This window comes from Streptomyces sp. NPDC025273, assembly GCF_040638585.1.
In the GTDB taxonomy this organism is placed as follows: Bacteria; Actinomycetota; Actinomycetes; order Streptomycetales; family Streptomycetaceae; genus Streptomyces; species Streptomyces cinereorectus.
Genome location: NZ_JBEZYP010000033.1, coordinates 24,721 through 30,956 on the forward strand (window position 1 = coordinate 24,721; position 6,236 = coordinate 30,956).

7 protein-coding genes are annotated in these 6,236 nt (G+C 69.5%); 1 reads left to right on the plus strand and 6 read right to left on the minus strand.

The genetic code is table 11. The features are described from left to right. Nucleotides 1-23 precede the first annotated feature (23 nt). Nucleotides 24-986, plus strand: a complete 963-nt coding sequence (locus tag AB0F38_RS30725; RefSeq protein ID WP_361900496.1) for a hypothetical protein — start codon at nt 24-26, stop codon at nt 984-986. A 59-nt stretch (nt 987-1,045) separates the two neighbouring features. On the opposite strand, the gene AB0F38_RS30730 is transcribed toward AB0F38_RS30725, so the two are convergent. The 6 genes from AB0F38_RS30730 to AB0F38_RS30755 all read right to left on the minus strand — a co-directional run. Next, entirely contained in the window at nt 1,046-1,816 is a 771-nt protein-coding gene (locus tag AB0F38_RS30730) for an alpha/beta fold hydrolase (protein WP_361900499.1), read from the minus strand. A gap of 22 nt (nt 1,817-1,838) precedes the next feature. Beyond that, nucleotides 1,839-2,057, minus strand: coding sequence for an MbtH family protein (locus AB0F38_RS30735; RefSeq protein ID WP_361900503.1), 219 nt, complete (start codon nt 2,055-2,057; stop codon nt 1,839-1,841). Nucleotides 2,058-2,154: 97 nt separating this feature from the next. Continuing rightward, a complete protein-coding gene (locus tag AB0F38_RS30740; protein ID WP_361900506.1) occupies nt 2,155-2,475 on the minus strand; it encodes a LysR family transcriptional regulator in 321 nt (106 codons plus the stop codon). Between the two features lie 191 nt (nt 2,476-2,666). Further along, nucleotides 2,667-4,826, minus strand: a complete 2,160-nt coding sequence (locus AB0F38_RS30745) for an MMPL family transporter (RefSeq protein WP_361900509.1) — start codon at nt 4,824-4,826, stop codon at nt 2,667-2,669. A 127-nt stretch (nt 4,827-4,953) separates the two neighbouring features. Further along, nucleotides 4,954-5,160, minus strand: a complete 207-nt coding sequence (locus AB0F38_RS30750; protein ID WP_361900512.1) for an acyl-CoA carboxylase epsilon subunit — start codon at nt 5,158-5,160, stop codon at nt 4,954-4,956. Beyond that, a partial coding sequence (locus AB0F38_RS30755; RefSeq protein ID WP_361900515.1) for an acyl-CoA carboxylase subunit beta occupies nt 5,157-6,236 on the minus strand: 1,080 nt, incomplete at its 5' end. The genes AB0F38_RS30755 and AB0F38_RS30750, both read right to left, overlap by 4 nt.

Consider the following 6,236-nt stretch of genomic DNA (forward strand, 5'->3'; position numbering starts at 1 on the left):
ACCGCTCGGATACCATTCCGAACATGACACTAACGGCGGCGCAGCCGACCTCACGACTGATCAGGATGCGCAGAATCTGCGGCTACGGAACCGTCATTGCGGTCATGCCGTACATGCTGATCAAAATCGCCTGGACATTCGGACTGTTCCTCCCGAACGACGAAATGGGCGAGGCCGACTGGCGTGCGATCAATGCGACGACCGCGGTGCTCGCAGCGGTGGGAATCCTGCTGGCGGTCGCTTTCATGCGGCCGTGGGGTGAGCGGCTCCCCGCGTGGCTGATCGTCCTGCCGGTATGGGTGGGCACCGGTCTGCTCGTCCCCATGCTGGTCCTGGCACCGGTACTCGGCCCGGCCGCCATGTCCCGGGACGAGCAGGCGGAGGCCTCCACCGACCTCTGGGTCTACGAACAGACCTTCGTCATGATCTCTCTGGTCGGCGTGGGTATCGGCCTCCCCCTCGCACTGGCCGGCTACGCGCGGGCGCGGTGGCCGGAAGCCCTGAGCGGTCCGGCCGACCCGGGGGAGGCGCCGGGGAACACCCTGGCGCTGCAGACCACCGTGGCCCGGCTGCTCGCGGGGGGCTGCGTGGCGCTCGGTCTCGTCAAGGTGTTCTGGGCGGCCGGCGGGACCGCGGGCCTCGACCCGGGCAGCCTGTCCTACCGGGACATGTGGTGGCACCTGCTGTCCCTGAGCACCGGGGTCTGGGCCTTCGCCGGAGCCTGGGGCCTCCTGGTGCTGACGAGCCGTCGGGGACCGAAGAGGTTCCTGATCCCCATGGCGGCGTCATGGATCTCCTCCGGCATGCTCTTCTCGTACAGCCTCTACAGCCTGCTCACGAACCTCGGCACGAAGCGGCCCGCCCCCGAGAGCGAGCTGGCGCACCTGCTGGCCGGCCAGGCGGGAACCGTCCTGGGCGTGCTCATGGGGATGGTCATCCTGTTGGTGCTCCACGACCGCAGGCGCGCTCTGCGCGAGGCCGCCTGAGCGCCACGGCCGGCACCGGGCGGCGCCGCGCCGACAGGGTCGGCGCGGCGTCGCGCGTGCTACGGCCGCCCCGCGGGCCGGCCGATCCCGGTACACCATGTCGGCAGCCCCGCCCATACGTCCGCCTCGTAGAAGTGCCCGCCCGGCAGCTCGAACGCCTCGAAGCCCCCGTCCGCGAGGGATTTCCAGTCCCGCTCCACCTCGGCGAAGGGTTCGGTGTCCCCCGCGCCGTAGAGCAGCCGCAGCGGAACCGACGCCCGGGACCCCTCGGTGAAGCGGTACGACTCCGAGACCGTGAGGTCCGCGCGGAGCAGTTCCACCGCGAGGGCACGAAGCTCCGGTTCGTTGGCGACGATCGCGGGCATCTGCCCGAACTCACGCATCCAGGCGACCAGGGCGTCGTCACTGTGGTCCGAGCGCGGCACATGGACCGAGTGCGCCTGGCGCTTGTGCGGCGCCACCCCGCCGGAGACGACGAGCGCCGACGGCATCGCGTCGCCGAGCCGTTCGAGCTCCGCCGCCGTCTCGAAGGCCAGCCAGGAGCCCATGCTGTGGCCGAACAGCGTGTACGGCCGGGAGGAGAGGCCGCGGACCGCCCTCACCACGTCGTCCCGCAGGGCGACCCAGTCGCGGGCGAACGGCGTGCCGAACCGTGCCTCCCGGCCCGGATAGCAGATCAGTGCCAACTCCACGTCGTCCGGCACGACTTCCGCCCACCGGCGGAACGGCGCGGTGCCACCGCCGCAGAAGCTCAGGCACACCAGGACATGAGCGGCACCCGGACGAGGCCGGGGCCGGTACACCGCGGCGGGGGAGGATACCGTCTGCATGATCGTCCTTCCGGTCCCGGCCCTACTTGGCTTCGGCCATCTGACGGACGAGGCTCAGCGGGCGCATGTCGGTCCAGTTCTCCTCGACGTAGTCCAGGCAGGCCTGCCGGCTGTCCTGGCCGTGCTTCACCGTCCAGCCGGCGGGGACCTCGGCGAACGCGGGCCACAGGGAGTGCTGGCCCTCCTCGTTGACCAGGACGTAGTAACTGGCCTCGTTGTCCTCGAACGGGTTGGTACTCATCGTTTTCTCTCCAACGTTTCCGGGATGGGAAAGAACTCTCTGCGCCATGCGGTCCGGCGACGGGCACTGACGTGGGCGGAGCACAAGGGCTCCGGTGTCAGGCGGTGCCCTTCCGGACCATCGGGACAGCGGCCGCGACCGGGGCTTCCACGGTCTCGGCGTCCTTGTCGGTGCGCGGGTTGCGGATGTTCTCCATCAGCGTCAGAACAGCCCGCGCCGATGACAGGACCGACCGCCCGTCACTGGTCAGCCGGGCACCACTGGGGTGCCGGGTGAACAGCTTGAAACCGAGGGACCGCTCCAGGCACTGGATCTGATAGGTGATCGCCGGCTGGGAATAGCCGAGTTGTCGTGCCGCGGCATCCATCCGTCCGGTTTCCGCTACCGAAACGAAAGCTCTGAACTCACGCTCGTGCATCACACCTCGCATTCGGCCGATATCACGGCAGAAATTCCGATGACCAAGAACGCCGTATCAAAATCCTACAGATACCGGGGGCGCCTTCCCCCCTCACGTTTCAGGAAGCTGCACCGGCCACGAACAGCGAACACCGCCCGCCCCGGGCCGTGTTCCGGCCGGGGCGGGCGGTGTCCGTGGCTACCGGGGGGCTACCTGCCCGAGGAGCCGACGAGGACTTCGGAGTCGTTGTCACCCGCCGGCCCCGGCCCGTCCTCCGCGGGCGCGTCGTGGCGGTTGCCCGGCCACCAGGCCTTCGGGCCCACCAGGGTGGTGACCGCCGGAACCAGGAGGATCCCGATCACGAAGGCGCTCAGCAGGATGCCGAAGGCGACGGCGAAGCCCATCTGCTTCAGCATGGAGTTGTCGGCGAGCATCAGCACGCCGAAGGTGCCCGCGAGGATGACCGCCGCGGCACCGATGGTCGGGGCGGAGTGCGTGACGGCCTGCTGCACGGCCTCGCGCGGTTCCTTGCCGCTCCGGATCTCCTCGCGCAGCCGGGCCACCATCAGGATGTTGTAGTCCGTCCCGATGGCCACCACGAACAGGTAGACGATCACCGGCAGCATGAACAGCAGGCCGTTCGATCCCGCCTGGAACAGCCAGACGGTGGCTCCGAGGGTGCCGCCGAAGCCGAGGCCCACCGCGATCATCAGGTACCAGGGGGCGATGACGCTGCGCAGCATCAGCCCGAGGATGAGCATGATCGCCACCGCGGCGATCGGGAACACGAGCTTGTAGTCGCGGTTCACCGCGGTCTGGACGTCCGCGAGGACCGCCGTGCTGCCGCCGACGTACTGCTCCGTGCCCTTCGGTGCGGCCGCGTGGACCGTGTCCCGCAGTTCACCGTCGACCAGGTCCATGGCCCGGTCCTCGGTCGGGCGGTAGTCCAGTACGACGCTGTACTGCGCGACCCGGCCGTCCGGACTGACCAGGGCGGGGGCCACCTTGTCCACGCCCTCGACGCCCGACAGCTTCTCCTGGTACGCGGCCAGTCGGGCCTGGTCGAGCTCCGCCCCGCCGGTGGCCTTCACGTAGACGAACGTGGGGTCGGACTGCCCGGCGGAGAAGCCGGTCTGGAAGTCCTTCATCGCCTGGACGGATTCCAGGTTGTCCGGGAGCGAGCTCTCGGTGTCGTACTCCGCCTTGAAGCCGAACACGCCGAGGGCGAGCGTCGCGAGCAGCACGCCCGAGACGCCGGCGATGGCGGCGGGCCTGCGGGCGGCGAAGCTTCCCACCCGGCCCGCGATCGCGTTGCGGGGCTGCTTGCGCCACGCCTTCGACGGCCAGAAGGCCGCGGTGCCCAGGAGCGAGAAGACGGCGGGCACGAGGGTCAGCGCGGCGACCAGGGTGACGGCGACGGCGATGGCCAGCGCCAGCCCCATGCTGCTGAGCATGCCCATGGAGGACAGCAGCAGCGAGAGGAAGGCGGCGATGACGACGCTCGCGGCCGAGGTGATGGTCTCACCGACCCGGCCGGCGGCCGTGGCCAGCGCCTCCTTGGGCTGCAGGCCCTCCCGCAGGTGTTCCCGGTACCGGAACAGCAGGAAGAGCGTGTAGTCGGTGCCGACGCCGAAGAGCACCACGATGAGGATGGCGGAGATGGAGGCGGGCGCCTCCATTCCGGCGAGCTCGCTGGCGGTGGCGATGACACCCATCGTGACCATGAACACGACGCCGATGATGAGGACGGGCATCAGGGCGATCACGGGGCTGCGGAAGATGGCCAGCAGCAGCACGATGATGAGCACCAGTGTGGACATCATGACCATCGCGTCGGTACTGTCCGACGCCTGCTGGGAGTCCAGCACCGTGGCGGTCGGCCCGGTGAGACCCAGCTCCAGGTCGCTGCCGGAGAGCTGGTCCGCGGCCTCGGTACGCAGCTTGCCGACGGAGTCGACGAGCGTCTCGTCATGAGCCGTCTTCGTCGAGGCGAACACATGGACGAGGGCGATCTTCCCGTCCGGCGAGACCGCCGCCGGGTCCGCCACCACGTCGGTGATCTTGGCCAGCTTCGCGCCCTGCAGGCCGGCCGCGATCTCGCCGACCTCCTTCTTGTCGTCAGCGGTCAGCGCGCCGCCGTCGGCGCGCTGGAAGACGCCGATGGCCGCCGGCTGGCGGCTCTGCGGAAAGGCGTCCTTCTGGATCTCGACGGCGCGTACCGACTCGAAGTGCGAAGGGAGGAACTCCGCCTGGTCGCTGGTCGGTTTCATCTGCGGGGCCAGCGCGATCAGGGCCGCGGTCGCCACCAGCCACAGCGCGACGACCAACCAGGGGCGGTTCACCGAGAACCGCCCGATTCCTCTGAACATGGAAACCCTCCACAACTTCACCCGCGGCGTGTCCCGCCGCGTACCTGCACTCGGACATGGGACCGCCACGTTTCGCAACGCACCGACCGCCCGCAAGTAGCCGTGCAGATACCTGCAGCGACCTCGTTCAGCGGCCTTCCCGCCAGGAGACCCGGGAGGAGGGCGGCGACTCCGCCCTCCTCCACGGGGCCCGCGCGGCTCCCCCGGAACCGGCCGGTCCGGGGTGCTGGAGGACGGCCAGCAGCACCGCGACCACCGCTGCCAGTTCATCGGGGGTCGGGGAGCCGTGGACCACTCTCAGCGGGGGAGCGACCGGCCCGGTCGCGGTACTCATGCGGGCTGGTTGCCGTGCTTGCGCGACGGCAGGTCGGCGTGTTTGAGCCGCAGCATCGCGAGGGAGGCGATCAGCACCTCGCGCGTCCCGGCGGGGTCGATGACGTCGTCGACCAGGCCGCGCTCCGCCGCGTAGTAGGGGTGCATCAGCTCGGCCTTGTACTCCTTGACCAACTGGCCGCGCACGGCCTCGGGGTCGTCGGACTCGGCGATGCGGCGGCGGAAGATGACGTTGGCCGCGCCCTCCGCACCCATGACGGCGATCTCGTTGGTGGGCCAGGCATAGGACAGGTCGGCTCCGATGGAGCGTGAGTCCATGACGATGTACGCGCCTCCGTAGGCCTTGCGCAGGATCAGCGAGATCCTCGGCACGGTGGCGTTGCAGTACGCGTACAGGAGCTTCGCACCGTGCCGGATGATCCCCCCGTGCTCCTGGTCGACGCCGGGCAGGAAGCCGGGGACGTCGACGAGGGTGACCAGCGGGATGTTGAACGCGTCGCAGAACTGGACGAAGCGCGCCGCCTTCTCGGAGGAGTGGATGTCCAGCACTCCGGCGTACGAGAGGGGCTGGCTGCCGACCACGCCGACGACGTGGCCGTCGAGCCGGGCGAGGGCACAGATGATGTTGGTGGCCCAGCGTTCGTGGATCTCCAGGAAGTCGCCGTCGTCGACGAGCTCCTCGATGACCTTGTGCATGTCGTACGGGCGGTTGCCGTCGGCCGGGACCAGGTCGAGCAGGGCGTCGCCGCGCCGGTCGGCCGGGTCGTCGCTCGGCACGACCGGCGGGTTCTCCCGGTTGTTGGACGGCAGCATCCCGATCAGGTAGCGGACCTCCGCGATGCAGGTCTCCTCGTCGTCGTACGCGAAGTGCGCGACACCCGAGGTCTCGGCGTGCACATCCGCACCGCCCAGGCCGTTCTGCGTGATCTCCTCACCGGTGACCGCCTTGACGACGTCCGGCCCCGTGATGAACATCTGCGAGGTCTCACGGACCATGAACACGAAGTCGGTCAGGGCCGGACTGTAGGCCGCACCGCCCGCACACGGACCGAGCATCACCGAGATCTGCGGGATGAC

What these genes read in the sequence shown, in the direction of transcription:
- AB0F38_RS30730 (WP_361900499.1), bottom strand. Translation starts at nt 1,816, where the DNA reads ATGCAGACGGTATCCTCCCCCGCCGCGGTGTACCGGCCCCGGCCTCGT.
- AB0F38_RS30725 (WP_361900496.1), top strand. Translation starts at nt 24, where the DNA reads ATGACACTAACGGCGGCGCAGCCGACCTCACGACTGATCAGGATGCGC.
- AB0F38_RS30735 (WP_361900503.1), bottom strand. Translation starts at nt 2,057, where the DNA reads ATGAGTACCAACCCGTTCGAGGACAACGAGGCCAGTTACTACGTCCTG.
- AB0F38_RS30745 (WP_361900509.1), bottom strand. Translation starts at nt 4,826, where the DNA reads ATGTTCAGAGGAATCGGGCGGTTCTCGGTGAACCGCCCCTGGTTGGTC.
- AB0F38_RS30740 (WP_361900506.1), bottom strand. Translation starts at nt 2,475, where the DNA reads ATGCACGAGCGTGAGTTCAGAGCTTTCGTTTCGGTAGCGGAAACCGGA.
- AB0F38_RS30750 (WP_361900512.1), bottom strand. Translation starts at nt 5,160, where the DNA reads ATGAGTACCGCGACCGGGCCGGTCGCTCCCCCGCTGAGAGTGGTCCAC.